The 24152-nt window shown below is 34.7% G+C and carries 24 protein-coding genes; 5 read left to right on the top strand and 19 right to left on the bottom strand.

The genetic code is table 11. From position 1 onward, the window contains the following. Nucleotides 1-120: 120 nt before the first annotated feature. From EKL96_RS02420 to EKL96_RS02380, 9 genes are all read right to left on the bottom strand, one after another. A complete protein-coding gene (locus EKL96_RS02420; protein WP_126457782.1) occupies nt 121-513 on the bottom strand; it encodes a hypothetical protein in 393 nt (130 codons plus the stop codon). A gap of 102 nt (nt 514-615) precedes the next feature. Continuing rightward, nucleotides 616-843 carry an AtpZ/AtpI family protein gene (locus EKL96_RS02415; RefSeq protein WP_126455003.1) on the bottom strand — a complete coding sequence of 76 codons (228 nt, stop codon included), beginning with the start codon at nt 841-843 and terminating at the stop codon, nt 616-618. Then, the gene (locus EKL96_RS02410; RefSeq protein WP_126457781.1) at nt 809-1219 is read right to left on the bottom strand and encodes a polymer-forming cytoskeletal protein; all 411 of its coding nucleotides are present in this window, start codon (nt 1217-1219) and stop codon (nt 809-811) included. Before EKL96_RS02410 ends, EKL96_RS02415 begins: the two co-directional genes overlap by 35 nt. Nucleotides 1220-1221: 2 nt before the next feature. Beyond that, the gene (locus tag EKL96_RS02405) at nt 1222-3846 is read right to left on the bottom strand and encodes a tetratricopeptide repeat protein (protein ID WP_158615213.1); all 2625 of its coding nucleotides are present in this window, start codon (nt 3844-3846) and stop codon (nt 1222-1224) included. Nucleotides 3847-4170: 324 nt separating this feature from the next. Then, the gene (locus tag EKL96_RS02400; RefSeq protein WP_126457780.1) at nt 4171-4866 is read right to left on the bottom strand and encodes an ABC transporter ATP-binding protein; all 696 of its coding nucleotides are present in this window, start codon (nt 4864-4866) and stop codon (nt 4171-4173) included. Between the two features lie 50 nt (nt 4867-4916). Further along, on the bottom strand, nt 4917-6386 hold the full coding sequence (locus tag EKL96_RS02395; RefSeq protein WP_126457779.1) for a DUF5687 family protein: 1470 nt from the start codon (nt 6384-6386) through the stop codon (nt 4917-4919). A gap of 48 nt (nt 6387-6434) precedes the next feature. After that, nucleotides 6435-7136 (bottom strand): hypothetical protein, encoded by a 702-nt coding sequence (locus tag EKL96_RS02390; protein WP_126457778.1) that lies wholly within the window; start codon nt 7134-7136, stop codon nt 6435-6437. 6 nt (nt 7137-7142) lie between these two features. Then, on the bottom strand, nt 7143-7814 hold the full coding sequence (locus EKL96_RS02385; RefSeq protein WP_126457777.1) for a hypothetical protein: 672 nt from the start codon (nt 7812-7814) through the stop codon (nt 7143-7145). Between the two features lie 10 nt (nt 7815-7824). Then, nucleotides 7825-8166: a PadR family transcriptional regulator gene (locus EKL96_RS02380; protein ID WP_091259149.1), complete on the bottom strand. Its 342-nt coding sequence runs from the start codon at nt 8164-8166 to the stop codon at nt 7825-7827. Between the two features lie 151 nt (nt 8167-8317). On the opposite strand from EKL96_RS02380, the gene EKL96_RS02375 reads away from it, so the two are divergent. Continuing rightward, complete coding sequence (locus EKL96_RS02375) at nt 8318-9370, top strand: ferredoxin--NADP reductase (protein ID WP_126454992.1); 1053 nt, start codon at nt 8318-8320, stop codon at nt 9368-9370. An 85-nt stretch (nt 9371-9455) separates the two neighbouring features. On the opposite strand, the gene EKL96_RS02370 is transcribed toward EKL96_RS02375, so the two are convergent. Beyond that, nucleotides 9456-10463: a glycosyltransferase family 9 protein gene (locus tag EKL96_RS02370; RefSeq protein ID WP_126457776.1), complete on the bottom strand. Its 1008-nt coding sequence runs from the start codon at nt 10461-10463 to the stop codon at nt 9456-9458. 43 nt (nt 10464-10506) lie between these two features. Next, on the bottom strand, nt 10507-11112 hold the full coding sequence (locus tag EKL96_RS02365; protein ID WP_126457775.1) for a DUF4254 domain-containing protein: 606 nt from the start codon (nt 11110-11112) through the stop codon (nt 10507-10509). 86 nt (nt 11113-11198) lie between these two features. On the opposite strand from EKL96_RS02365, the gene upp reads away from it, so the two are divergent. Continuing rightward, nucleotides 11199-11852 (top strand): uracil phosphoribosyltransferase, encoded by a 654-nt coding sequence (upp, locus tag EKL96_RS02360; protein WP_126454984.1) that lies wholly within the window; start codon nt 11199-11201, stop codon nt 11850-11852. Here upp and EKL96_RS02355 read toward each other — a convergent pair. Then, nucleotides 11847-12776 (bottom strand): DUF6427 family protein, encoded by a 930-nt coding sequence (locus EKL96_RS02355; protein WP_126457774.1) that lies wholly within the window; start codon nt 12774-12776, stop codon nt 11847-11849. The genes upp and EKL96_RS02355 overlap by 6 nt on opposite strands. Before the next feature lie 143 nt (nt 12777-12919). Here EKL96_RS02355 and EKL96_RS02350 point away from each other — a divergent pair, with 143 nt between their 5' ends. Next, a complete protein-coding gene (locus tag EKL96_RS02350; protein WP_126454980.1) occupies nt 12920-13150 on the top strand; it encodes a DUF6341 family protein in 231 nt (76 codons plus the stop codon). Nucleotides 13151-13177: 27 nt separating this feature from the next. Here EKL96_RS02350 and purD read toward each other — a convergent pair whose 3' ends face one another. Next, the gene (gene purD / locus EKL96_RS02345) at nt 13178-14452 is read right to left on the bottom strand and encodes a phosphoribosylamine--glycine ligase (RefSeq protein WP_126457773.1); all 1275 of its coding nucleotides are present in this window, start codon (nt 14450-14452) and stop codon (nt 13178-13180) included. A gap of 132 nt (nt 14453-14584) precedes the next feature. On the opposite strand from purD, the gene EKL96_RS02340 reads away from it, so the two are divergent. Then, a complete protein-coding gene (locus EKL96_RS02340; protein ID WP_126457772.1) occupies nt 14585-15895 on the top strand; it encodes a phenylacetate--CoA ligase family protein in 1311 nt (436 codons plus the stop codon). Here the strand turns inward: EKL96_RS02340 and EKL96_RS02335 are convergent. The 3 genes from EKL96_RS02335 to EKL96_RS02325 form a co-directional block, all read right to left on the bottom strand. Continuing rightward, a complete protein-coding gene (locus EKL96_RS02335) occupies nt 15879-16661 on the bottom strand; it encodes a glycosyltransferase family 2 protein (RefSeq protein WP_126457771.1) in 783 nt (260 codons plus the stop codon). The genes EKL96_RS02340 and EKL96_RS02335 overlap by 17 nt on opposite strands. Nucleotides 16662-16663: 2 nt before the next feature. Next, entirely contained in the window at nt 16664-18016 is a 1353-nt protein-coding gene (locus EKL96_RS02330) for an exopolysaccharide biosynthesis polyprenyl glycosylphosphotransferase (RefSeq protein WP_126457770.1), read from the bottom strand. 120 nt (nt 18017-18136) lie between these two features. Beyond that, entirely contained in the window at nt 18137-19120 is a 984-nt protein-coding gene (locus EKL96_RS02325; protein ID WP_126457769.1) for a UDP-glucuronic acid decarboxylase family protein, read from the bottom strand. Between the two features lie 290 nt (nt 19121-19410). Here EKL96_RS02325 and EKL96_RS02320 point away from each other — a divergent pair, with 290 nt between their 5' ends. After that, on the top strand, nt 19411-20517 hold the full coding sequence (locus EKL96_RS02320) for a glycosyltransferase (protein WP_126457768.1): 1107 nt from the start codon (nt 19411-19413) through the stop codon (nt 20515-20517). Here the strand turns inward: EKL96_RS02320 and EKL96_RS02315 are convergent. From EKL96_RS02315 to EKL96_RS02305, 3 genes are read right to left on the bottom strand one after another with little or no spacing between them, the layout of a single operon-like run. After that, entirely contained in the window at nt 20453-21757 is a 1305-nt protein-coding gene (locus EKL96_RS02315; RefSeq protein WP_126457767.1) for an O-antigen ligase family protein, read from the bottom strand. The genes EKL96_RS02320 and EKL96_RS02315 overlap by 65 nt on opposite strands. After that, nucleotides 21729-22793 carry a hypothetical protein gene (locus EKL96_RS02310; RefSeq protein ID WP_126457766.1) on the bottom strand — a complete coding sequence of 355 codons (1065 nt, stop codon included), beginning with the start codon at nt 22791-22793 and terminating at the stop codon, nt 21729-21731. The genes EKL96_RS02315 and EKL96_RS02310 overlap by 29 nt, the downstream gene beginning before the upstream one ends. Before the next feature lie 31 nt (nt 22794-22824). Next, nucleotides 22825-24135: an MATE family efflux transporter gene (locus EKL96_RS02305; protein WP_158615212.1), complete on the bottom strand. Its 1311-nt coding sequence runs from the start codon at nt 24133-24135 to the stop codon at nt 22825-22827. Nucleotides 24136-24152 lie beyond the last annotated feature (17 nt).

Below are 24152 nucleotides of genomic sequence, written 5' to 3'. Positions count from 1 at the left end.
AACAGTTAATTATCTTAATTTATTACGTTTCTGAAATTTGGTGCAAATGTACATCTTTTATTAATATGCAAAAGAATATAAAAAATTATTTTTGATGGATTTGTTCCTTAAAAAATATATTTATTGCTTTTCGTTTAAGATACGTATTGTTAATATGGTTTCGATTGCTAAAAAGAGAATAAACATTATAAAAAAATTAATTTTCTCTATTGATTTAATTTCAATTGTAACCCGCAATATAGGCTTTAAAATCAAATAACAAACTATCATTTTGATACTGGTGCTCAAAAGAAATGACATGCCTACATTATCAAAACTTCGTTCTTTCACTTTCAGCAAAACCACAAATACCATAATTGACAACGCCAAGAACAGCAGGTATAGGGTTTCTATCGAATAGTAAAAAGTGGAGTCATTTATGTGCAAAACATAAAAAACAACTCTATGAATACCGTAAGCCAATCCCGCAAGCACCAATAAAGGCAGCAGTGGTTTGTATTTTTTTAAATTCATTGTATTTGTTTTTTGCCGCAAAGGCACTCAGGCGCAACGTTATTTTAATTTGTAAAATCGGAACGTGTTACGATTGGTTTTTACGCTTTTTATTTTGAAAAATTACTGCGTTTTATTGATTTCGTTTACCTGACGGATTACATTGTACAATGCCAAAACCACGCCAACCATCACTACAATTTTACTGTAATATACTCTTGGATGGGGATAATTCTCGTCTAACCAGTCCCCAAGATAGGAAAACAAAAATATGATAACTCCCATTTGAATTGGAATATTAATGAACTGCAGCCATTTATTCGCTCTTTTCGGGGGTGGTTTGTTGTCCATCGTTTTGCATTACATTTTTAATATTTGTTTTCATGGCACAAGATGCACTAAAATCAGCGCCTGGCTCTACTGCTAATTTCCCTACAATAACTTCTCCATGAATACTGGCCTTTGATTTTACATTCAATACTTCGGTTACCTGAATTTTACCTTCAAATTTTCCTTCGATGTCCGCATTTTTGCATACAATATCTCCAGTGACACTTCCTGCGGGTCCAATCACTATTTTTCCTTCTGACTGAAAATTACCAATTAAATTTCCGTCTAATCTAAAATCAGCCTGTGAAATAATATCGCCTTTTATCGTAGTTCCTTCAACAATCCGATTCGTTTTTCCTAAAAGATCGGTATAGGATTTTGCTTTTTTATCAAACATAATTATTGCTTTTTTGGTACCAAATACGTTTCGAGATTTTTCTTGATTTGGATTACTTTGTAGTTTTCACCTGAAACCACTATTGCGGCATCCGTGATTTTATATTTTATGTTCTCTGCTAAAACCAATGTTATGTCAGTTGCATAAACCCGTGATTTTATACCGTGAATGGTAATGAAATTTTCTTTCTCCGTATAAATATCATAGGAATAATATAGTTTCTGAAGATTTTCACTGGCTATGAACATTTTAATTTTTTCTTCCACTGCTTTTGTATTTTTATCGTCACGAGAACCTACTTGATATAGAATTTTCCAATTATTTGAATCCGTTGTATTCAACTCCATTTTCTCTAAAAACGGGATTTGGTCATTCAAAATAACCTGTGCTCCTTTGCCTTCTTCGCTATTTGGATAATTATCAGCCACCTCTTGTAATGCGTTTTTGTAGGCCGTCACACCTTTTAGTTTTCCAATGGCACTTGCTTTGAGCAATTCGAATTTAGATACAATATCCTCGCCTGAAAATTGAGTAATCAAGCTGTCTGAATGCTCTATAACGGCAATAAATTGCTCTTCTTGGAATGCTTTATACCACTTAGCATAGACGCTTTCCGGGGTTTCAGTTTGAGAAATTGCATCCGGATTGGTGTTGTTAATTATTTGTGCATAACGCGAATCCGGAAACCGAATTGTTATCTCCTTTTTCATCGCAGTTGCCATGTTTACATCGGTGATTTGATATAATTTATACAAATTATACATCGCTGGAAGCACCAGTTTTTCCTCTGGATTATTGTTTAATAATTGTTCCAATTTTGCAATAGCCAAACTATTTTCTTTGAATTTTTCCTTATAAATAATACCCAATTGATAGTAAGCAAAATTACGTTCTTTGGCTATGTTGTCTAACTCGATTTGTGCCGTAGGAAGCTGTTTCAGGTAAAAATCCGGTGTGTGTTTTTCTATAATTTTATTTGATTCCGTTTTCTTTTCAACGGATTGACTGTTCTCAACCGAAGCAGCAGCCAAAGTTGGGTTAGCATTTCCTGATGAAAGTCTCCAATTCCCATTTAAAGTCCTTTCGCCCCAATTTTTCTTGAAGTCTACTTTTCCAAAAGCAACTGTTGTAGGATTATAAAAATAGAAACTACCCGCTGATTGGGTCGTCTCGCTGGGAATGGTTGGTGGCATCATGGGTGATTTCCGAATGGGTTTTGCGGACTCTTGATCTGAAGCCGAACCTGCCGATCCAATCGAATTATTCCGCTCTATGTTTTCCTGTTTTGCTTTATTTTGCTCCGCTAAAAGTCTTTTGGCCTCCTCTTTTTCTTTTAGTTGAACGATATACTTTTCAAAATAAGTTTGACGATCCGCAGGGTTCATCGCCACCACATTCAGGATGCTGTCATTTCGCTTTGCTAGCGCTTCATACAAAATCACCTCATCGAGATTGCTTCTTATTTTTTGTATTTTATTAAACTCCCTTGATTTTGTATTCAATTTAACCAAGGTACTATCATAATATTTTGCCGCCACAGGATAATCCGCATTTCTAAAATACAGGTTTCCTAAATTTCTATAATTTGACGCTACTAAATAGGTGTCTTTTGAACTGGTCTTTAACGAGGCGTTATAAAAATCTAAGGCTTGTTCCTGTCTGTTTTGTTTATCATAAAACACTGCCATTTGATGAAAAATCAGATCTTTATAAGGCCTGTTCTCTCTGTCTTCTATTAATTCATCGTAGGTTTCAACAAAAGAATTAAAATCTCCCTTTTCATAATCAAACAATTCGGCTTTTTTGGCATGCGCCTGAATGACAAATCTTCTTTCGGATTTTCGGTTCATGTCAATCACGGATTGATAGGATGCAACCGCGCTGTCTTTGTATCCTAATCCCTGATACAGTTGTCCCAAAACAAAACGGTATCGTGCTTTTTCCTGATTTATTTTAGTGAATTCAATCGCGTTTTTGATCTTAGCAACGGCGCTGTCTTTTTCTTCTAAATTAAAAAAAGAAGCGGCCAAAAGGGCATTTGCATCCGCAAAAACTTGATTTTTAAGGTCGTGATCTTCTACTAATTTACTGATGTTTTTTATGACCAAAGCATCATTTCCCAGACGCATGTTTGTTTTTTCCCGCCAAATTTTGGCTTCATAAATCTTGCTGCTGTTTGGATATTTGTAGAGAATGTAATTGAAAGCATCGAGTGCCGGAACAAATCGCTGGTCGTAATACCTGGCTTTTCCAAGCATCAGATACGCTTCGTCTATTTGACTGTTTTTTTCTCTGCCACCAATGTTCATCGAATGTTTTTGAATGGCTTTGGTCGCTTTGGCTTCTGCCAATTCAAAATCGGTATTTTTAGGTTTTGTTGTGGAAGTAAAATCTTCTACAATTTGCATTTTTTCTACCGGCAGAAGTTGCCAAAAATCATCATCGCTATTGGCATTTACCGCCAGAACTCCTTTATCCAATCCTACTTGACCGTTATATAAAATATTATACTTGGTACTTAACGCGTGTGAATTTCTTGCCATAAAAGTATCTCTCTTGGTAGAACAGGCTGCCAAAAAAGAAAAAAAGAAAAAGAAAAATAACTGCTTGAATCTATTGATTTTCAATGGAAAACGTTTTTTATCAATTAACTAGTAAATACCCGTTTTAGTATATTTAGTGGTAAAAATACATTTCTTTTTGCTATCGTGAAAATTATGGTGTTATATTTCGGTTTTCCTATCGTGCGTAAGGGATGGAAGCGGCATCCCTCGCTTTTTAGCGTGGATACAGCGTACAGCCCGACCCGAAGTTGCGAGGAGGAACGACGAAGCAATCACGGAGGGTTACGCCCAAAAAAAACCGCTAATTCGCAAACTGAACATTTAAATTAATAAATGCAATTAGCAAATTAGCGGTAAAAGTTTAGTCTACGACTGTTGCGTTGAATTTTAAACGGCAAAAAATAGTTCTAATTCCTTTAAGGTTTCCTCCGAAGTTTGAATGTCTTTGACCACTTCGCCTTTGTGCAGCGCAACAATCCTGTTGCTGACCTCAACGGTGTGCAGTAAATCGTGGCTAGAAACCAGAACGGTTACTTCCGGATTACCCGCTAAATCCTTGATGATTTTTTTTAATCGAAATTGGGTCGTGGGATCTAAATTGGCAAACGGCTCATCCAGAATAATGACTTCCGGATTCCCAATTAAAGTGGCGATGATGCCTACTTTTTTCTGGTTCCCCTTGGATAAATCGCGTAAATATTTCTTGTTATTGAGGATTTCTCCGTTGAAAAACTCTTCGTGTGTTGCCAGTAAAGCATCCACATCGGCTTTGTTTTGTCCGCGTAAATCGCCAATGAAATAAAAATATTCTTCGGGCGTCAAGTACCCAATGAGAAAGCTTTCGTCCAAGAAAGAAGCGGTGAACGGTTTCCAGTTTTCGCTGGTGTTTACTTGAACGTCATTGTTGACAATATTTCCCGTTGATGGCTGAATTAAATCCAATAAAAGACTGAAAAAAGTGGTTTTTCCGGCACCGTTATTCCCTACTAATCCAAAGCTTTCGCCTTTTTTTATTTCTAAAGTATCTATTTTTAATACGGTTGTTCCGTTGTATGTTTTCGAAAGGTTGTTTACTTGTATCATTTTTTGAAGTTTAGTCGGTTAACTGGTTGTTTGGATAATGTGATTGCTATTTATCCTTTTTGTTTGTAAGCCGCAATGGTTGCGTATTTCTCTGATTTATAGATTTTTTCAATCAAGGTGAAAACTTTGTCTTTGAATGCAAAACCTATCACTCCTGCCGAAGCCACTATGGCTAATCCCACATTAGCACCGGCTAGAGTAGAACCGGCCCAATACAGTAAAACGGGCAATCCTAATTGCGGCAGTGAAATTAGCATCGTTTTTACATTGAATGCTTTTTTATCTCCAAAAGCGCCTTTCCCGGAACTCAAATCGATTGGTGTTTTAGTGTACGCGCCACCCAATAAAACTAAATGAGAATTGACTCCAATGTTATAAATGGCACCCACAATAATGGTTAAATATACCTGCCATCCAAAGTAAAGATAGAACGAAGCAATGGTTGTAGTCACAATTGTAGCAATTACCATCAGCCACCACTTTGAACTCAAATAGCCTTTGTACGGAATGTTTTGCGTCATCATTAACGGATAATACGCGCTGTCCCAACTCGGTACAAATTGTCCGAAAGTGATTAAGAATCCACCCGAAACGAATATCCCCGCAAAAATATGCATTATAGGATTATTATACGCTTCAATCCCATTAGTGAAGAAAAGAAAGCCATAAAAAAGGAACATGACGCTCAGTCCCACAGTGGTTTTAGAACGTTTGTTTCTTTTGATTAATTTTATGTCGTTTTTCAAGAAGGTTCCTATGGTTCCAAATTGGTTTAACCAAGTCAGCTCTTCTGTTTTGGCTTCATCATGTTTGTTTGACAACCCCGCATCGAGGTATAAATTCTTTTTGAAATACTGAAAAGTAATATAATATAGCACGATTAAAACCAAAACCGGAATAGCGAAAGCCCAGTACGTATTGAAAATAGCATTAAAAAATGGCGCTGTAAACTCCGTAATATTAAAGAGTCCGTAATAGTGTAATCCTCCTAAAATAGCAGCTAGTGCTAAGAAAATGGCAAATAAATTGTCCTTATTACTCAATAGAATATTTAGAAAATTATTGATGTACAGCAATGAAAACAACGCAGTATACCAAAGCATTACGGAAACTACATCATAGCCTTCGATAATTAAAACAACACAAAACGGAATCAGGAAAAAACAGTGCACCAAATTGAAGAAGGACAAAACCGTCTTCCCTAGTGAGAAATGAACAATCGTGGATTTTTTTATGGGGAAAATTAACATGGGGCGAATGTTCATTACCGGAATTTTTTGCAACAGCAATCGGATGATTAAATCCATCAACACATAATAAATCAGGAATTGATTTACGGTAACAATTGGGTCCAGATTCATTTTCTTCAGAATATAAAAGGCCCCGACTCCTAATGCCAAGAAAATTAAAATGAAATAAATGGCAACAAAACCCATCAGGATTTTCAAAGCCAAATTAGTGGCGAAGGAAGCCGATCTAAAAAATGCTTTCCATTCGAGATAAAGAAATTTTTGAATCATAGTTTGGTTATTTTGGTTTAGTAATAGGTATTTAAAAGTAAGAAAACGTTACAAATTTTCTAGTTTATATTCCGGGTAGGTTTGTTTTAAGTAGGCCTCTGCTTTGGAAGGGATTATTTTTAATACAATATAAATGGCCAAAGACATTGAGACTATCAACAGGCTCATGCAAAATAGTGTCAAGTCATGTGGATTTGTTGTTCTATCAATTCTAATGATATTAAAAAAATGAAAGGGCAAAATCATTAACCACGGAAAAGTTCCATAATTAGAAATTATTTTTTCAAAAAGCCAAATTTTTCCCGTTTCCTGCTTACGTTTTTTCATTTTTCTGTTTGCAAAAAACAAAAAAGGCAGCATACTAACTATTAAAAAAAACATGGATATCCTAAAAATCTCTATTGTATAATATTTTTTAAGGAAAAAAAACACTGCCAAAATCAAAAACACTGTCACTATAATTTTAGGTATCGTAAAAAACCTTCTAAAATGACTCCATACAATACGGTTGTATTTTTTCCCTAAAGCAATTTGCCGACTTTCCACCACATCCATAAACCCAAAAACGCCAAACTTCCTGAATTCTTTATTCAGGACTTCGTCAAAAGTAAGTTTGGGATTTTGCTGCCATTCAGTTTCAATAGCGTTTGCTAAATGATCGACCAATTCCGTTTGTAGATCGTAATATTCCACATAATGCTGACGGGTAAAAAGGTAAAGTTGGTCTATTTGTTGGTGGGTTAGTTTCATGTGAAATTAATTCAGTTGGTATTGTTTTTTGACATTTTCCTTTGTTTCTTTTTGAAGGTGAATTGCTGTAATTGAAATCAAAATTCCTAATACCCAAATACAACAAAAGAGTAATACCAACCATTGGTATTGGACTAATTCTTGTTTCAGTAGATTACTCATACTCATTCCCAAATTAGGAAAAGAAAATACCAAAAGATTAGGGTTTAAGGTTTCTAAAGTTAAAAAGTGCTTACCATCAATTTCTTTGTTTTTCCACCAGTAATATAACGATGGCAAACCAATGAGTAATAAAGAACAAAATAATACCGCTAAATATTTCTGAGGACTAACAAAATAAGCTGAAAAAGTATAAGCGAGATATACTAAAAGAATACTTCCAAAAATTTTAGGAAACTTCAAATATTCAGTTATCATTTTCCATTGTACTTTTCTGTACAATTTTTGTAAAATACGTTTTCTTTCCTCTTGAATCGCTTTAAAACTAGAATCCTCTGTAAACTTATTTTCAGCATATTGTTTCACTTGATGAAAAGTAAGTTCGGGATCTTTCTCCCAAATTTCCTCTATACTGCTTACCATGTGATCTGTAAATTCTACTTGCAATTCATACCATTTGATGTCAAAGGATTTGACATAGTTGGACACATATTCTATTTGTTCGGTGGTTAGTTTCATCTTCATAAGATTAAAATTCTAATTTTGGACTTGGATTCACTAAACTCTGCATGTTTCGGATGAAATCTTCGAGTTCTGAAAGTCGGTTGACGGTTTCTTTCTGACCGCTTTCCGTGAGTTTGTAATATTTTCGCATGCGGTTATCCACTTTTTCGATTTCAACATCCAGCAAACCTTCGGCCTCGAGTTTGTGTAAAGCCGGATACAAGGCGCCTTCGGTGATGTTGAGTTCGCCTTGGGTAATTAACTTTACTTTCTGAGTGATTTCATATCCGTACATCTTGCCGTTTTCTTCGAGCAATTTCATGATAATCGTATTCAGACTTCCTTTGTATAATTGTGAGTTTTTCATTTTTTTGTCATTGAGCGTTTTGGAATCATCTCGATTGTACCTAACAAATATACATAAGAAACTTATACATAACTTAGTGATGTATGTTAAATTTCAAATATTTTGAATTCAAAAAACCTATTCTGTTTACTATATTTGCAAAAAAAACAACATGTCGTCATTCTATAAATTAAACATTAAAGAAGTTAAACGAGAAACCACAGACTCGGTTTCGGTCTTATTTAACGTCCCATTAGAATTTAAAGCTTTTTACACCTATCTGGCTGGTCAATACACCACCTTGAAATTGAAACTTGACGGTGAAGAGATCCGTCGTGCGTATTCCATTTGTTCTTCTCCGGAAAGCGGCGAATTGCGAATTGCGGTAAAAGCCGTAAAAGGTGGTGCATTTTCTCAATTGGCTAATACAAAACTAAAAGCGGGAGATACCCTGGAAGTAGGAACTCCAGAAGGAAAATTTACCTTTGTTGCTGATGCGGATCGCGCCAGAAATTATGCAGCTTTTGTAGCCGGAAGCGGAATTACTCCGGTTTTATCCATCATTCAAAGTGTTCTCAGCAGCGAACCAAAAAGCAGTTTTATCTTGGTTTACGGAAATAAAACTCCAGAAGAAACCATGTTTCACCAACTATTACATGATTTACAACAAAAATATGTAGCTCGTTTCTTTGTTCACTATGTATACAGTCAGTCCAAAATTGAAGGTGAATTATTCGGCAGAATTGAAAAATCAACCGTCAACTTCATTTTGAAAAATAAACATAAAGAATTAGAATTCGAAAAATTCTATTTGTGTGGTCCGGAAACAATGATCAATACGGTTTCGGATGTTTTAAAAGAAAATAATGTCAAGGAATCGGCTATAAAATTTGAACTTTTCACTCCGTCTGCCGAAGAAAATCAAATAAAAAAATCATTGGGTGGACATACCAAAATCACGATTATGGTGGATGATGAGGAAACGACTTTTGAAATGTCACAAAAACAAACCGTTCTTGATGCCGCTTTAAAACAAGGCCTTGATGCTCCGTACTCCTGCCAAGGCGGAATTTGCAGCAGTTGTCTGGCTCGCATTACCTCCGGAACTGCCGAAATGACGAAAAATTCCATCCTTACCGATAAAGAAATCGCCGATGGTTTGATTCTTACCTGTCAAGCACATCCAACTTCTGAAACTATTTATGTGGATTATGATGATGTTTAGGAAAACTGTTCCCTTTACGGTAGCTTTGTTTAAAACATCTTGAGAGGCATAATTGAGATGTAATTTTTCTAAATACCTTAATGGTTCAAAAAAACATTTTTATTTTTAAAACTACTGTCCCCGGCAAAATCGTACGCATCGCATCTTCATAACCAGCTACTTTTTTATTCCCGTAAACCGAAGTCGGTAATTTTGGAAACATATTTCTATCGGAAACCAAAGAATTTTCTTTCGGTTGATTAAACGGTGAAAATCCCGCATACGGATGCGTCGCGCCCCACAGTGTAATCACTTTTACGCCTAGCATTGCTGCAATATGTGCATTCCCAGAATCCATGGAAAGCATTACATCAAGATTGCTAATGAGTTGTAATTCCTGTCGCAATTTGAGTTGCCCCGCAACAACAATCATGTTTTCTTTATTAGCAGCAAGCGAATCTAAGATTTCGATTTCCTTTTTTCCACCGCCAAAAAGCAAAATGGTATTGGTTGTGTCCAGAGCTAATTTGTCAATTACTTCCTGCATTAAATCCAACGGATACACTTTAGAATCGTATTGTGCAAAAGGAGCAATTCCAATCCATTTTTGATTTTTTTCTCCAATTATCGCAAGAATTTCTGGACTCAAAATTGCTTTTTGAGGAAATTCAGGTTGTGATAAATTAATTGTAAAACCGAGTTGTTCAAATACTTTAACGTGTCTTTCGAACATCGTAGGGAGTTGCTGGAACACTTTGTTTTCTGGCTGGGTCAGCGCTTTTTTCTCGGCTCTTCCTTTATCCGCAGAAGCTACTTTTTTTCCGCTTAAAGCAAAAAGGTTTCGGATGATTTTAGAGCGCAAGACATTGTGTAAATCGGCAAAAGCATCAATGTTTAAACCTTTTAAATCTCGGAACAAACGCAACAATCCTGCAACCCCTTTGTGTCGTACTTTTTCATCGAAAGCAAAAAAAGAAAGATTCGGAATTCCTTCAAAAAAAGGTTCGAAAAACGGTCTGGAAATCACTGTGATTTTAACATTCGGATGCTGGTTTACAAAAGCGCGTAAAACAGGAACCGTCATGGCGACATCTCCCATTGCGGAAAGCCTCATGACGGATATATGTTGGATTTCTTTTGACAAAAGAGGGTTTAAATTATTTCTTGTTTTGGTACAAAACAGGATTCAAATCATCATCGTTGTACATTTTCATTTGTTTGTACACTTTCATGAATTTATTGCCATTTTCAATGTCTGTTAATAAATCATCAATGGCAGTTGACAAATCTGTTCTTTGTTCCAATAAAATATTCAACTTAGCCTGACATTTATCTCTGTGCTCTTGTGAAGCTTCTGTACGAGTAGCTTCTTCATTCATGTGATAAATTTTTAAGGCTAAAATCGACAATCGATCAAAAGCCCAAGCCGGACTTTCGGAGTTGATTTTTGCTTGGTCTTTTACTTTTACAGCACTGTATTTTTGAAGAAAATAACTGTCAATATATTCCACCATATCGGTACGTTCCTGATTAGAAGCATCGATTCTTCTTTTTAAGGTCAAAGCGGCAACCGGATCAATATTTGGATCCCGAATAATATCCTCAAAATGCCATTGCACGGTGTCAATCCAGTTTTTGTGATACAACAAATGTTCAAATTTATCCTTTGGGAAAGGATTATTTATGGGCTGATCCACATTATCAAATTGATGATAATCGTTGATACTTTGTTCGAATACGGAGTACGCTAATTTTGAAAACATATCTTTATATATTAAAAGACAAAGATACTTTTTATACTTTTATACCATATAAAAATAACTATAAGTTTAATTACAAAAATACGACCATGCAAATCCATTATTTATCAGAGGAAAACAGCGTCCTAAATCATTTTTTAGGGCAGATTAGAAATGTGAACGTTCACAATGACAGCATGCGCTTCCGAAGAAACATTGAACGTATTGGTGAAATAATGGCGTATGAATTGAGTAAAGAATTACAGTATAAAAGTGTAGAAATCAAAACACCATTAGGCCTTAAAAAAACCACTGAAATCAAGGATCAATTGGTTTTATGTTCCATTCTACGGGCCGGATTGCCATTACATTTGGGTTTTCTGAATTATTTTGACTATGCCGAAAATGGTTTCGTTTCTGCTTTTAGGCACCATCCAAACCATGATGATTCCTTTGATATACTTGTGCAATACGAGGCCATTTCTGACATCAACAACAAAAATTTAGTACTAGTAGATCCTATGCTTGCCACCGGTCAATCTATCGTTGCGGTTTACAATAAATTGATGGAGAGAGGCACACCTAAAGAGATTCACATTGCGGTCGTTATTGCTGCTCCTGAAGGCATCGCACATCTGGAAGCACATTTGCCGGAAAATTGTCATCTTTGGGTCGCTACATTAGATGAAAAGCTAAATGAGCACAGTTATATTGTTCCCGGTTTAGGAGATGCAGGTGATTTAGCCTACGGTGAAAAGCTATAATTGCGTAAAAAAAGCAAACAAGCTGCAGGCAATAAGCACAAATAGTACCATTTCCTGTTTTAGTTTAAGTTGAGGCAGTTCAATGTGACTGGTTGCCATAATGGCCAAAGGAGCAAATGTAAACACTAATAAGTCGCTGCTTTTATTTGATGAAATCAGAAAAATAAGTACCCCAATAAAAAACGAAGCAATAATTTTTTTGAAAGAAGTGTGCACCAATTGTGGCCTGTTAGATAATGTGGCAAACATCGAAACCAGAAAAAATAGCGCGATTGTTGCATAAATAGACAAGGCGCCGTTTTGATAATTGGTAGTGAAATAATCAATTTTAAAATTAATTTTTACACTTTTCAAAACGTAATCAACCACATTCAGGTTGAAAACTGTTGCAAAAAGCAGAAACATAATTCCTGCAATAAAAAAAGCAATAAAAGGCAACATCCAGTTTCTATAATCTCTGGAAACATGAAAAATTATAGATATAAAAACCAATACGATAAAGATTATGCTCCAAAAATGAAATAAAGCAGCCAGAAAAATCCACAATGAGGCATCAAATATTTTTTCTTTAGAAGCTTTCAGGGACTGCAATGAAATCAATCGACGTAGGGCTAATAAAATGAAGAAATTCGAAATAATCAGATTTGTATTGTCGAATATAGTTGGGGAAAAAAGCAACAACAAAAAGTAAAAAAAAATCGTGTAGGTACTGTCTTTGCTCAATCCATTTTTTTTGGCCACAAAATCGGTAATAAAAACAGAAGCCACTACAAAACAGAACAATCCTGCTTTATTTAGGATCGAAAAAAAGGAATTCACCCACGATAAATCTTGAAATTGGTATATAGAAAAGAAAACCAGCATCAAAATTACGACCAATGAAAAATTTAATGGTGTAGATTTTCTAAAAATACTTGTTATCATACGGATATTTTATACTTTTGTGTTCGTAAATATAATACTTGTTTAAAAAGCAAACCCTGCAAGTTCAAAAAGATTCTTCTAAATAAGAATTTTTACCCGTCAGAGTTCCCAAAAGACAACTACTAAAATTAATTTTATACATTATGAAAGCATTTTTCGAAGGAATACAATACTTATTTGTAAATATTTTATTTGCTCCTCTAGACTTTTTACGCTCACTAGAGCTTACCTCTTGGTTTGCTGCAAACACAATTAACTGGATTTTCATGATTATTTGTGCCTCAGCAATGGTATATTGGATCAAACAATTGAAAATTTTTGAAGAAGCAGGAACAGAAAAACAAGATACTACCGCTCACTCTTTCTTAAAATAAGAATTAAAAATGAGCGATAACTGGAAACTATTTTAAGTCGTTTCCAATATCTTTTCTAAAATACATCTTATCAAAATGTAGCTTGTCTATGTTTTGGTAGGATTTTTTTATGGCTTCTTCAAAATCATTTCCATACGAAGTTACGGTCAAAACCCTTCCTCCGTTAGAAACTACATTTCCGTTATCGAGTGTAGTTCCTGCGTGAAAAACAATCGAATCTTCAATGGTTTCTAATCCTGAAATTACTTTTCCTTTTTCGAATTCCTCCGGATATCCACCGGAAACAACCATAATGGTAGTAGCACTTCTTTCATCAATTTCCAGATTAATTTCGTCCAGTTTTTCATTGGCTACAGCCAAAAATAATTCTACTAAATCCGTTTTCAATCTCGGTATAACCACCTCAGTTTCCGGATCACCCATTCTCACATTATATTCTATTACGATTGGCTCATTTTTTACATTAATCAATCCAATAAAAACAAAGCCTTTATATGCAATTCCGTCTTTCTGGAAACCGTCAATTGTAGGTTTTACAATGCGTGTTTCTATTTTTTCCATCAAAACAGCATCAACATAAGGAACTGGAGAAACGGCTCCCATTCCGCCTGTATTTAAACCTGTATCACCATCACCTATACGCTTATAATCTTTGGCAGTTGGCAGGATTTTATAGTTTTTTCCATCCGTAAGAACGAAACAGCTTAATTCTATACCGTCCAGAAATTCTTCGATAACGACTTTAGAACTGGCGGCACCAAATTTTTGATGCACGAGCATATTTCTTAATTCTTCTTTGGCTTCTGCCAAATCTTGAATAATCAACACCCCTTTTCCGGCAGCTAAACCATCTGCTTTCAAAACATACGGCGGTTGCAATGTTTCTAGGAATTTACATCCTTTTTCTACTGTTTCAGCAGTAAAACTATCGTAAGCAGCCGTTGGAATATTATGTTTTATTAGAAATTCTTTGGCAAATTCTTTACTTCCTTCCAGTTGTGCCCCCATTTTTGATGGACCGATAACCGGAATATGACTTAATGTAGCATCGTTTAGAAAGAAATCATAAATCCCTTTTACCAAAGGATCTTCTGGTCCTACCACAACCATTGCTACTTTTTCCTGAAGAACAAACGTTTTTATAGCTTCAAAATCAGTTGGGCTAATAGCCACATTAGTAGCTATTGAAGCTGTTCCAGCATTTCCTGGTGCTACAAAAAGTGTATCACAAAGCGGACTTTGAATCATTTTCCACGCAAAAGCATGTTCTCTTCCCCCCGAACCCAGTAGTAAAATTATCATGTGAAGTTGTGTTTAGTTGTAGTGCAAAAATAATTGCTTTTGTACGTAAAAAATAATTAATTTTTAAAAAGTTGTTCGTTGTCTGTCATTAGTTGTTGGTAAATATTATTTTTGATGAATTATCACTTTAAAATGCTCCCACTTTTCGACTTATCGTTGCAGCTAAATGGTTTTCCAATGAAGGAGGCTAAAGCCGAATTGCAAAAAATTGTAGCCTTTTCTGAAACAGAACTTGAAGTTTTCGTTGCAAATAAAAAAGTGGAAATTGTCCATTTTCATTTGCAAAATAATGCTTTTTACAAAGATTTAGTTGGAAATACAACTTTTACAAACTGGGAAGACTTACCGATTTTAAATAAAAAAAACTTACAAAAACCTTTAAAGGAACGGCTTTCGGAAGGCTATTCCGCTAAAAACAGTTACATCAATAAAACATCTGGTTCCAGCGGAACTCCTTTTATTTTTGCCAAAGACAAATACTGCCATGCGTTGACTTGGGCTTCAAACATGTATCGTTTTGGCTGGTATGAAATTGATTTTAATACTTCCTATCAAGCGCGTTTTTATGGAATTCCAATGAACTTTATTGGCAACAAAAAAGAACGTTTCAAGGATTTTTTGAGCCATCGGTTTCGGTTCTCCATTTTTGATTTATCAGATGCTGTTTTAGAAGGATTTTTGAATCATTTTCGAACTAAAAAATTCGATTATATCAATGGGTATACAAGTTCCATTGTTTTGTTTGCTAAATTTTTACAAAAGAAAAACATCGTATTATCAGCAATTTGTCCGAGTTTGAAAGTGTGCATGGTAACTTCTGAAATGCTTTTTGAAGAAGACAAACTCCTATTGGAAAAACAATTTGGCATTCCTATTGTCAATGAATACGGTGCATCAGAACTTGATTTGATTGCTTTTCAGAATAAGGAAGGAAAATGGCAAGTGAATTCAGAAACGTTATTTGTGGAAATTTTGGATGAAAATAATCGAGTTGTTCCAAATGGTACTTCAGGCCGAATCGTGATTACTTCCTTGTTCAATAAAGCACATCCTTTTATTCGCTATGACATTGGCGATCTTGGAATTCTAGACGAAAAAAGCACATTACAGAAACCCATTCTCAAGAAATTAATAGGCCGGACCAATGATGTTGCCATTTTACCCAGCGGGAAAAAATCACCTGGACTTACCTTTTATTATGTGACAAAAAGCATCATCGAGGACGACGGAAACGTGAAAGAATTTCTGATAAAACAAACCAAAATAGATACTTTTGAAATTGAATATGTGAGTGAAACCGAATTAAATTTGGAACAAATTGAAAAAATTAAAAAGGCGATTGAACAATATCTCGAACCGAATTTGAATTTTATATTTATCCGAAAAAAAAGTTTAGAAAGAAGCAATCGAGGCAAATTGAAGCAATTTAAATCGATGCTTTAATGGTCTTGGAATACCGTGGTTTGAGAATTAACTGCGTAAATAAAAACCCAACCATGCAAAGTGTTGCGCTAATTAAATTCAAATGATGATGCGTTCTGTACACGGCAAAATTATGCTTTACTAACTCCATTTTAGAAGCCGAAATAGAATTTTCTCGGATGCGATAAAAAGCTAAACTTTCCGGAACGGGCTGTGCAGTTTTTATTTTTTTGAGTACTGTAAGCCATTGTATCCAATCCTGACGCTTTCGAATGGGGGAAACAGCGATTTTTCCAAAGTAATTAGCTTCATAGATTCCCGTTAGATTCCCTATATAATTACAAAAAAATAACTGTTGGTAGGAAAGATGCAATGGCGCTTCAATTCTTTTGTTTAACGGGTTTCCCCCTTCGTTTATGCAATCATAAAAAGAAAATGTGAAAGGAAGCTTATTCACTTTCATAAAATCAAGTTGTTTGTCTAGTTTTTCGGGTTTCCACAAATCATCCGCGTCTAAAAAAGCAATAAATTTCCCGCTAGCTTGGGCCAAAGCGGTACTTCTGGCAATTCCTGTTCCGGAGTTTTTTATAAGTTTAAAAAGGTGGATTCTGCTATCTTTTTTTGTGATTTCTTCAACTATAGATACCGTTTGATCCGTAGAGCAATCGTCTACAATAATCATTTCCCAGTTTTTATAGGTTTGATTTTGCACGGATTGAATGGTTTCAGTGATGAATTTTTCCGAATTAAAAGAAGGCGTAATTATGGATACAAGTGGTTTTTCCATTATTAATACGCTTTTTCATCACCTTTTATGGTGTTGTATATTGTGTTAAAAACAATCTTAATATCTAATAAAATAGACCAATTTTCTAAATAAAAAATATCAAATTTTACTCTGTTGATAATATCTTTATCTGTTTCGACTTCACCACGAAATCCTTTGGTTTGAGCAAGTCCGGTTATTCCTGGCTTTACAAAGTGGCGTACCATGAACTTATCCACCTTCAGCGCATACATTTCGGTATGACTTACCATGTGGGGTCTGGGACCTACAACGGACATATCGCCAAATAGTACATTTAAAAACTGTGGCAGCTCATCAATACTTGTTTTCCGTATAAACTGACCTACTGTAGTTACCCGAATATCATTTTTAGAAACCTGATTTATATCAGCTTCATCGTTTAATTCCATCGATCTGAATTTGTAGCAATTGAATTCTTTATAATTTAATCCGTTCCTTTTTTGGATAAAAAATAAAGGCCCTTTGGATTCCCATTTTATAAAAATTGCGAGAATTATGGTAAGCCAAGATAACAACCCTAGAATCACCACAACCGAAAATAAAATATCAAAAACCCGTTTGATCACCTTGTTCAAGCTATCGTCTAACAAGATATTTCTCAAGGAAATTACTGGAATGTAATTGTAATATTCAAAAGTAAAGTTCCGGGAAAGAATCTGCTTTTTGTCCGGAATAAATTTTAATGTTTTTAGGTTATTGTCAGCAAAATATACAATTTCATTAATTTGACTTTGCGTCAAATCACTCATCGAACAATACATTTCATCTATTTTGTGTTCCAAAACAAAGGCAAAACTCTCCCTAAGCTTTCGCACTTTATCTTTTTTCAAGTCAAAAACTTTTTCTAATTTGTATCCATAATCTGGATTTTTAGTAAAAAACTGTTGTAATGGCTCCACACTTTTAGAATTTCCTAACAGTATTACAGTTCTAAAATTACCGCCAAAAAGCACTCTGTACCTTTTTAGAAAATAATAAATACACAGTTTAATGATTAGAATTAAGAACAGCGAAACTGAAGTGAAGAGAACAATTCTTTGAAAACTGGAATTTTCAGAGTCAAAAAAAGCGAAGACGAGACAAAAAAGGGTAAATAAAACACCTTGTTTTAAAGCACAGTTTAATATAGATATCAATTTTGTGTATCTGTATACTTCATAAAACCCAAGATTGGCCGCTATAATAAACCAGCTGGCACTTATAAATAAGGAATAAAAAACCTTATTTACAGGAAAGTCAGTCAAGTATACCGAAAGCACATTGATAAAGATCAAGTCTATTACAAATGAAAAAGGGCGAATGTAACCTGAATACCTTCCCGTTTTGGTTTTCACAAATTTATCTGATTAGAAAAAGTGTAATACTCTTCTTTTACTACTATAATCCATAATTACTCTGATGCTGAATTTTCATACCTAAACTTAGGCTTTTTAAACTGTTTTAAAATCGTTGAATTAAAAGATATATTTTGAGAAATCTTTATGCTCCTCTTTAGAAAGTTCTTCTTTAGATAACGATTTGAAATAATCATAGGTGATTTTCATTCCTTCGGTGCGACCCACTTTAGCTTCCCATCCCAACAAGTTTTTAGCTTTTGTGATGTCTGGCTGACGCTGCAACGGATCGTTTATGGGTAAGGGATGATACACCACTTTTTGATTGGTTCCGGTTAGTTTTATGATTTCCTCGGCAAAATCTTTGATCGTAATTTCGTCCGGATTTCCAATGTTGACCGGATAAACATAATCCGAATGCAGCAATCTGTAGATTCCTTCGACTTGATCGTCTACATAACAAAACGAACGCGTTTGCATCCCGTCACCAAAAATGGTTAAATCTTCTCCGCGAATCGCCTGACCTATGAATGCTGGAATAACACGGCCATCATTAAGTCTCATTCTTGGCCCATACGTATTAAAGATTCTAACGATTCTGGTTTCGACGCCATGAAACGTATGATATGCCATAGTGATTGATTCTTGAAAACGTTTTGCTTCGTCATAAACCCCTCTTGGTCCAATGGTATTCACATTACCATAATATTCTTCGGTTTGCGGATGAACCAATGGATCTCCGTACACTTCAGAAGTGGATGCGATAAGAATTCGTGCATTTTTTACTCTGGCCAATCCCAACAAATTGTGCGTTCCCAAAGAACCCACTTTCAGGGTTTGAATTGGAATTTTTAGATAATCTATAGGACTTGCCGGGGAGGCAAAATGAAGGATGTAGTCTAAATTTCCCGGTACATGGACAAACTTAGTGATGTCATGATGGTAAAATTCGAATTGTTCTAATTTAAAAAGATGCTCAATATTTTTTAAATCTCCCGTTATGAGATTGTCCATTCCAATAACAAAATAGCCTTCCTTGATAAAACGGTCACATAAATGTGATCCTAAAAATCCTGCGGCTCCGGTGATAAGTATTCTTTTCATAGTAATTATTTAAACGTAACAAATGTAATTGATTTGAAGAAAACTCACCCACAAACCGCATCTTTCTTTTTAAATTCGAAGGAGGAAATACAAGGTTTTCTAGGGCATATCGTACCGTGATCTACTATATCTTTGCTTTTTAAAAGAAAAAACAAAGGATACCGCTCCTCCCGGGGCTAAGGAACAACAAATTGCTTTTTCGGATTTGATTTTACATCAATTCTATCTCCGTTTATTGTAAAAGTGCAAAAGAATACTTTATTTTTGTTTCCCACGCAAAAAACAAACATTTGAAAGTTGTACATATAATTGAAGCATTAGGCGGAGGCATTTATACCTATTTTGAAGATCTAACCCATCATTTCGAAAAAGAAATCATTCTTCAAAAAGTACAAACTTCCATCCTATACAGTGCCAATCGCAAAGAGATTGACCCAGAAAAAGTAACCCAATTATTTGCTACTATTCCAACTGTCAAAATTGAGATGAGGCGAGAAATAAACTTCATTTCAGACCTTAAAGCATTACAAAAATTAGTCTTTGAACTTCAAAAAATCAAACCCGATATAGTCCATTTACATTCTTCTAAAGCGGGAGTTTTAGGGAGAATCGCTTGTGGTTTTTTGAACCCAAAACCAAACGTTTTTTATACACCGCACGGATATGCGTTTTTGCGTACCGATATTTCTACTATGGCCAAAAAAGGATATTGGTACATCGAGAAATTCTTTCAAAAATTTTTCGGAGGAATCACCATCGCTTGTGGTGACTCGGAGTTTGAAATGGCAAAACAACTAGGAAAAGCCGAAATGATTAGAAATGGAATAGATATTTCTGCCATCGAAAACTATTCACAAGCCGTTGATAATACAAAACTAACCATAGGAATTGCAGGTCGGATTACTGCGGCTAGAAATCCAAGACAATTCAATGCCATTGCTTTGCAATTTCCAGAGTATCAATTTGTATGGATTGGCGATGGAGAAGAACGCGATAAAATTACTGCCCCAAATATCAAAATTACAGGTTGGTTTATAGAAAAAAAACAGGTGTACGAGCAAATAAATGCTTTAGATATCTATCTTCAAACCTCACTTTGGGAAGGATTACCTATCGCGGTTCTTGAGGCTATGGCATTACAAAAACCAATAATTGCGACTAAAATAAATGGCAATAAAGATACCGTTGTTCACAAAGAGACTGGCTTTTTATACCAAGAATTATCGGAGTTATCGCTCTATTTCAAAATCCTTGAAGATTCAAAAGTTAGAGCTCAATTTGGCAACAATGGCAAAACAAGATGTAAAGATTTATTTAATACAACAATTAATTTTACTGCACTTCAGAAGTTGTATGAACGTTACTTTTTTGCTGCAGCCAAAAACTTCCAAAAATAGAAAACCAAAAGCCGCTAAACGTAATTCCGTCGAAACGCAATAAAAAATCATCAGTCAAATTCGAAGTAAAAAAAAGAAAAAAGAAAGCAAAAATTAATGCGTTTTTTAAATCGATTCCCAGATAACCAATCGTTCCAATAAAAAGCAAAACCACTAGCGGCCCTAAAACACCAAACTTCAACAAAGAGTCTAAAAATTGATTGTGTGTAGGAAAAGCATATTTTGCTAAAAAATACTGATTCGTTTGTTTATAATAATTTACTAATTCTGGTTTTCCATCCGAAGCTCCAACGCCAAAAGGCAAATGTTGCAAAGATAATTCCCAAACCGATTGCCAGATAGAAACTCTGGTTACGAGAGAATTAAAAACCTTTATTTCGGGATGATCAATTTCGTCAAGCTTCCCCACTTTGTCCATGTAAGCAAAAGTTACCGTGCTATATTTTTCTTTCATATAAGGATTTTTTTGAATAAAGAGAAAAAGAACCCCACACACTACACCACCAATAACTGCAGTATAAAGCAATACCTTTTTTAGGTCAAATTGTGCTGCAAAAAACGAAAACAATACCAATAAATACCCAACTAAAACATTGAATAAAGCCATTCGAGTATTAACTAAAAGCACAACAAAAAAAGAGATTACAAATATCAAAAAGGATAAAAACACAAGTCCAATCTTCTTTTTCGTTTGGCAACTTTGCAATAACAAATACAAGGCTGAAATACTCACAAAAACCAAGTGCATATTGAGCGCTGGAGCATGAATTCCGATAGAATTTGCAAAAACATAGCCCATTTCCCATAGGTGAATTCCATGCCAATACTTAGTGATATGCTCCGGAAAAACAAATACAAAACGCAACACAAAAACAATCATTAATAACGTGGTACTATTTACATAAAATTGTAACAATTTTTGAAATGAAATGCGTTTGTAATTTCCCAAAATAATTAGTGGAAATAACACTAAAGAGACTGTCTTTTCTAAAGATTTAATACCTTGCGCAAAAGAATCATTGTTCCAAAATAGCAATAATTCTAACAAAAAAGGCGACGCGATTGTAATGGCTAAAATCAATGCCTTTCTAGATAACTTTATTTTCTTGAAATAGAACATATTAAAAATAGCGAAAGCAAAAATTAACCAAGTACAAGGCTTCCTGAAAATTAGCGTACAAGCTATCGCCACCAAAAAAAAAGAGAAAACTTTATTGAATTGCTTTTCGGAAATGGTCATAATAAAGAGCATAATAAATTAATGGGAAAACACCCATTTTGTGACGAATCGCTGATCCTAAGTCAGGTTCAAAAACCCCTTGAATGATAAAAAAAGAAAATATAAAAAGAAGCATCCATAACTCGTAAACATATTTTTTTTTATCTTTTATGCAACGTGCCAATCGAACCAATAAAATATAAAACAGAAATAATTGCCAAATTACGAATAACAAAATTTGTGGAGAAAAAATATGCTTCAACCCGTTAAGGGGGACATTTACAGTAAAAAAACCATACAAAATCCCTATGATTTCACCATACCAAGTGTCTGTTTTTACAGGTGAAACAATGCTTGAATTAGCATCAACAGATCCTAATCGGGCGCTATTTATAAGCTCTCTGCTTTGCTCTGAAAAAAATTCTCCTTGTACAAAGCCATAACTCAATGACAAAAAAATTACAATTACAATTCCGTAAAAAAGAGTTGCAAAAGTACGATTCGGAATCTTGACACAAGTAACCCAATACATTCCCATGGCTACGATAGGAAGTAGCGCAAAATAAGGCCTGTAGATAACTCCAAAAAACACAAAAAGAGACAAGGCTATAAATAAGGTAGTCTGAAAAGTAAAATGCTTATTTTGAAATAAGAAAACGATCACGGAGAGGTACAAAAAAGTAATAAACTCCTTGGAAGGCATTGCCATAAAAATCGCAATCATGATGAAAGCAAAATACACCAAAATATTCTTAATTGTAACTTTCTCAAACGTACTTGGAATTCCTATTTTATACAAAATACCCATTAAAATGGAAAACTGAATCAATGCAATTATTGAAAAAGGCAAATAACGCAAACCTGTAATTTTATAAAACAAAATAGTCAATGGGTAACTTCCAAAATAACCAATTTCGTTACCATTATCATAAGCAATTATAGCAGCATCATAAAAAAAACGTTTCGGTAAAATAAAACTCGCAGCAAAGGCCACAAATAGATTGAGTCCCACAAGGAGTAAAAAAGCTACTTTATTTTTTTTTATGAGTAAAGACATTTAGGTCTGATTGAAAATAGAAGTGACAAACTTAACTCAAAAACAACTTAATCCCGTCTTTGTAATACACAAAAAGAGCTGTTCCAAAATTCCAAAAAATTGCACTTGCCGAAAAAGCGATTGCCCCTCCTAACATTCCATAGGAAGGAATTAACCAATAATTGAGAATAAAATTAAGGCCAAGAGCGCCCAAAACAATACGTTGAAAAATTCGTTGCCGCCCAGTCATGTTTAAATAAACAGGAGCCGACCCAAAAAAGGCACAAAAACCTTGTCCCAAAACCAATACTATTAATGCCTCTTTCGCCGCTAAATAATTGGGGCCAAAAAAATTCAAAACAAACTCCGGAAAAATAAGCAATCCAATAACTGCGGGTAGCGTAATCGCTACAATTAATCGGGAACTATTTTGAACTATTTGCTGTACTTTTTCAATTTCTTTATTCGAAAAACTTGCTGCGATAGATGCCGAAACGGTAATGTTTATTGTCAAAATAATAACAGACAACAATGTCATTAACTTGACCGCCACCGAATAAAAAGCAACTGCTGCGTAACCTTGGTATTTTTTTAAAAACAAGATGTCAAAACTCATCATCAAAAAAATAGCCATTCCGCTTACGGCTATGGGAAAAGATTGAGTGATAATCTCTCGAGCTGAGAAACAATCCGTAGTGCAAATAGCTGTTTTTTTTGTAAAAAAATAAAAAGTTAGTACTGTAGTAACAATTCCCAAAAAAACAAAACTCAACAATAGAGCATCCACTAAATACAATTCTAATTGCCATTGAACTAATAAAACAGCCAGAACAATAATAGGCAAGTATTTAAAAACATTTCGAAATAATTCAGCTACTACTATTTCCTCTAATGCTCTAAAAACCTCAACGTTTAGAATAGCAAGTCCATAAAAAAACATAACTGCGGAGGCTTTGAATAGAAGGAAATAAGTTGTATTATCAGCAAAAAATAGTGTAATAACAGAAGCATCCAATAGTACAAAAAAAAGAAATAAAAGTAAGGATGCTAAAAACAGCATCAAAACCATTTTTAAATATACTTTCTTCAAATGGCCTAAAGAATAATTAGGATACAAACGCCCTTTAAAATACAATATGGATTGGTCAAATCCTAGCAAACAAATACTACCGATTGCGAAAAGAAACGTACGCACAAAATCATATTGCCCAACTAGTTTAGGATCATATTTTTGAGTTAAAAACAAAGTAAAACCAAATAAAAGAACCACACCAAAAACCCGAATCAATAAGGTTAGTAAACTTTGCCGAACTACAGGATTTTGGACTGTTGTAAGTAAGTAGTATCGAATTGTTTTTAACACAATGGCTCTGTTTTGCA

Origin of the sequence: Flavobacterium sp. LS1R10 (genome assembly GCF_003968825.1) — a bacterium.
GTDB lineage: Bacteria > Bacteroidota > Bacteroidia > Flavobacteriales > Flavobacteriaceae > Flavobacterium.
The sequence above is the reverse complement of the archived record's forward strand: the minus strand, read 5'-3'. Positions and strand labels throughout refer to the sequence as shown.

Bases quoted from the DNA above. Each gene is read 5' to 3' on its own strand.
- EKL96_RS02420 (WP_126457782.1), bottom strand. From the start codon at position 513: ATGAATTTAAAAAAATACAAACCACTGCTGCCTTTATTGGTGCTTGCG.
- EKL96_RS02415 (WP_126455003.1), bottom strand. From the start codon at position 843: ATGGACAACAAACCACCCCCGAAAAGAGCGAATAAATGGCTGCAGTTC.
- EKL96_RS02410 (WP_126457781.1), bottom strand. From the start codon at position 1,219: ATGTTTGATAAAAAAGCAAAATCCTATACCGATCTTTTAGGAAAAACG.
- EKL96_RS02400 (WP_126457780.1), bottom strand. From the start codon at position 4,866: ATGATACAAGTAAACAACCTTTCGAAAACATACAACGGAACAACCGTA.
- EKL96_RS02395 (WP_126457779.1), bottom strand. From the start codon at position 6,386: ATGATTCAAAAATTTCTTTATCTCGAATGGAAAGCATTTTTTAGATCG.
- EKL96_RS02390 (WP_126457778.1), bottom strand. From the start codon at position 7,136: ATGAAACTAACCCACCAACAAATAGACCAACTTTACCTTTTTACCCGT.
- EKL96_RS02385 (WP_126457777.1), bottom strand. From the start codon at position 7,814: ATGAAACTAACCACCGAACAAATAGAATATGTGTCCAACTATGTCAAA.
- EKL96_RS02380 (WP_091259149.1), bottom strand. From the start codon at position 8,166: ATGAAAAACTCACAATTATACAAAGGAAGTCTGAATACGATTATCATG.
- EKL96_RS02375 (WP_126454992.1), top strand. From the start codon at position 8,318: ATGTCGTCATTCTATAAATTAAACATTAAAGAAGTTAAACGAGAAACC.
- EKL96_RS02370 (WP_126457776.1), bottom strand. From the start codon at position 10,463: ATGAGGCTTTCCGCAATGGGAGATGTCGCCATGACGGTTCCTGTTTTA.
- EKL96_RS02365 (WP_126457775.1), bottom strand. From the start codon at position 11,112: ATGTTTTCAAAATTAGCGTACTCCGTATTCGAACAAAGTATCAACGAT.
- upp (WP_126454984.1), top strand. From the start codon at position 11,199: ATGCAAATCCATTATTTATCAGAGGAAAACAGCGTCCTAAATCATTTT.
- EKL96_RS02355 (WP_126457774.1), bottom strand. From the start codon at position 12,776: ATGATAACAAGTATTTTTAGAAAATCTACACCATTAAATTTTTCATTG.
- EKL96_RS02350 (WP_126454980.1), top strand. From the start codon at position 12,920: ATGAAAGCATTTTTCGAAGGAATACAATACTTATTTGTAAATATTTTA.
- purD (WP_126457773.1), bottom strand. From the start codon at position 14,452: ATGATAATTTTACTACTGGGTTCGGGGGGAAGAGAACATGCTTTTGCG.
- EKL96_RS02340 (WP_126457772.1), top strand. From the start codon at position 14,585: ATGCTCCCACTTTTCGACTTATCGTTGCAGCTAAATGGTTTTCCAATG.
- EKL96_RS02335 (WP_126457771.1), bottom strand. From the start codon at position 16,661: ATGGAAAAACCACTTGTATCCATAATTACGCCTTCTTTTAATTCGGAA.
- EKL96_RS02325 (WP_126457769.1), bottom strand. From the start codon at position 19,120: ATGAAAAGAATACTTATCACCGGAGCCGCAGGATTTTTAGGATCACAT.
- EKL96_RS02315 (WP_126457767.1), bottom strand. From the start codon at position 21,757: ATGACCATTTCCGAAAAGCAATTCAATAAAGTTTTCTCTTTTTTTTTG.
- EKL96_RS02310 (WP_126457766.1), bottom strand. From the start codon at position 22,793: ATGTCTTTACTCATAAAAAAAAATAAAGTAGCTTTTTTACTCCTTGTG.